Here is a 3,012-nt window from a genome sequence, read left to right as displayed (position 1 = left end):
AACAAAAGGAGATGTGGAGATTAAGGAGATAGGGAGATATTATTAAAAAAATTGAAATTAATAGAAACTAATACTCGATGTTCAAGTTTTTTAAAGGTATAAAGATTTAACCGCAAAGAGCGCAAAGAAAGGTTTCGCAAAGGACGCAAAGAAAGGAAAACAGGTCTATAAACGAAAACGAACTTTCAAATATTGTTAATTGCTTATAAATTTCAATGTATTAAGACTCAAGGAAGGAATTAAAAGGGTGGTGAACAACCTATAATCTTTGCGTTCTTTGCGGTTAAAAAAGGATAAACCACTTAATCTTAAAAAAACGTAACTATTCACCACGAAGAACACGAAGGACACTAAGATGTTACAGAACAAATCTTTTTATGCCTTCTTCCAATCTTTCCACTTGAATTCAAACAAACATGGCTCAAGAGTTCGATCCACCGCTATAGTGCATCCAATGACTCTATTCGATAATTCATCAAATTTCACTTCGTGCTCTCCGTGCCCTTCGTGGTGAATAGTTACAAAAAAACTTGAATATCGAGTAATAGAAATTTATGGAAATTTGTTGTTTTCCACAATCAATTTCTACCTATTTCTATAAATTTCAATCTATTTCTATTATCTTATCTCCATATCACTCTTATCTCCTTATCCCCTTTCGGACACTTTTGATGCATAGCCTGAACGGTTACAAATATTCAAAGCTTTTATTCTTCTCATCGATGGTGAATTCTATAATCAAGGTTTGGCCCCAATCCTATTCCTTTTCTACGCCAGGCTGTCAATCATTTGGGTTAAAGCCGCGCCGGCAGGCACCATTGGAAAGACATTTTCTTCCTCTACGATTCGAAAATCAATCAAAACAGGTTTTGGCGAGGCAATTGCCTGTTCCAATGCCTTACGAACATCCTTTTCTTCGGTGACGCGGATACCTTCGGCACCATAAGCCTGGGCTAATTTAACAAAATCAGGCGATATGGCTAAAGATGTCTGGGCATATCTTTTATTGTAGAAAAGTTCCTGCCATTGTCTCACCATCCCTAAATATTGATTATTCAGAATAGCCACATTTACGGGTAATTTATACTGAATAGCTGTGGCTAATTCCTGAATGTTCATCTGGATACTGCCATCACCGGCGATATCGAAGACGATTTTATCAGGATTACCAACTTGGGCACCAATAGCCGCTGGAAAACCATAACCCATTGTCCCCAATCCACCTGAAGACAGGAAATGTCGTGGATAATCGCATTTATAATATTGAGCCGCCCACATCTGATTTTGCCCAACCTCAGTCGTGATAATCGCCTTACCGTTGGTAACTTTACAAATCTCTTCAATTATAAACTGTGGTCTTAATTTTGAATCACCTTTTTTATAAACAAGTGGATGTTTTTCCTTCCATTTATTTATTTGTTTAAGCCAGGGTTCAATTGTGGGTGGTTGGACTATCTTATTTAATTCCTTTAAAACACACCTGACATCACCAACTATCGGGAGATGAGCAGGAATATTTTTGCTAATAGATGCCGGGTCAATATCAATATGGATAATGGTGGCATTTGGTGCAAATTCATCTAATTTGCCAGTGATGCGGTCATCAAATCGAGCACCAATAGCAATAATTAAATCTGTCTCCACCATTGCAAAATTGGCATATTTAGTTCCATGCATACCTAACATACCCAGAAATAAAGGATGAGTTCCTGGAAACCCACCTATACCCATTAATGTCGTGGTAACCGGGATAGAAGTTTTTTCGGCTAATTCGAGGAGTTCCTTATCGGCACCCGAGCTAATTATACCACCACCCGCATAGATAACTGGTTTTTTCGCCTTTTCAATCAATTCAGCGGCTTTCTTAATTTGTCCCGGATGTCCTGAATAGGTTGGGTTGTAACCACGAATTTCAATCTTTTCGAGATGTTTATATTCTGATGTGGCCGTGCTGACATCCTTTGGTAAATCTATCAGGACTGGCCCTGGTCTACCTGTTGAGGCAATAAGAAAAGCCTCTTTGACAATTCGGGCTAATTCAGATGTTTTTTTAACTAAATAATTATGTTTGGTAATCGGTCGAGTAATCCCAACAATATCTGCTTCTTGAAAGGCATCATTACCTATCATCGGTGTTGGGACCTGTCCGGTTAAAGCAACTATGGGTATAGAATCCATATATGCGGTTGCAATACCGGTAACTAAATTAGTCGCACCAGGTCCTGAAGTGGCAAGGCAAACACCGACTTTGCCAGTTGAACGGGCATATCCGTCAGCCGCATGTGCCGCTCCTTGTTCATGTCTGACCATAATAAATTTAATCGGGGCATCAAAGAGAACATCAAAAACAGGCAAAACTGACCCACCTTGATACCCAAATATGACCTCGACACCTTCTTTAATTAATGATTCAATTAAAATTTGAGCTCCGCTTAATTTATTCATATTCTATATCACCTACCTTGTAATACCTCAGTTATTTGGGGGGAATGAACATTAACCTGCGGAGGACAGAGCAATGAAAATAGTAGGCAAGTAGGTAGTAGGTAAGTAGGAAAGGGATAAAGGATGTGCACGGTATTCCTCTTCTGGGGGCAATGTCTCCCCCTTTCCTACTTCCTACTTTCAGGAGAATCCCCCATTTCACTGACCCATTATCCTACCTTAACCAATTATATCATCATTAAATTAAATTGTCAAGTGGCTAACCGAGATTTTTTTGTGATACTCAATGTTCAAGTCTTTTAAAGGTATAAAGGAAGATTTCGCAAAGGACGCAAAGGAAGGAAAATAAGGTGGTGAACAACCTATTGCTTTGTTAAGTTTGCTTTGCTATGTTTAGAAAGTTATCGGTTATCAGGTTATCGGTGAAGAGAAAACAATGGCCTGTTATCTCCGATTACTGATTACCGATTACCTAAGTAACATGCAACTTCAATCTTAACAGAGCACTATAATCTTTGCGTTCTTTGCGGTTAATTTCTTTGCGTTCTTTGCGGTTAAAAAAGGATA

At 38.6% G+C, this 3,012-nt stretch carries 1 protein-coding gene; it reads right to left on the bottom strand.

What is annotated here, in order from left to right; translation table 11 throughout:
• Nucleotides 1-768: 768 nt before the first annotated feature.
• Nucleotides 769-2,445 carry a biosynthetic-type acetolactate synthase large subunit gene (gene ilvB, locus AB1414_18195; protein MEW6609346.1) on the bottom strand — a complete coding sequence of 559 codons (1,677 nt, stop codon included), beginning with the start codon at nucleotides 2,443-2,445 and terminating at the stop codon, nucleotides 769-771.
• Nucleotides 2,446-3,012: the final 567 nt, after the last annotated feature.

The organism is bacterium, assembly GCA_040755795.1.
Lineage (GTDB): Bacteria > UBA9089 > CG2-30-40-21 > CG2-30-40-21 > SBAY01 > JBFLXS01.
Note: the sequence above shows the minus strand (reverse complement) of the source record. Positions and strands in the feature narration are given on the sequence as shown.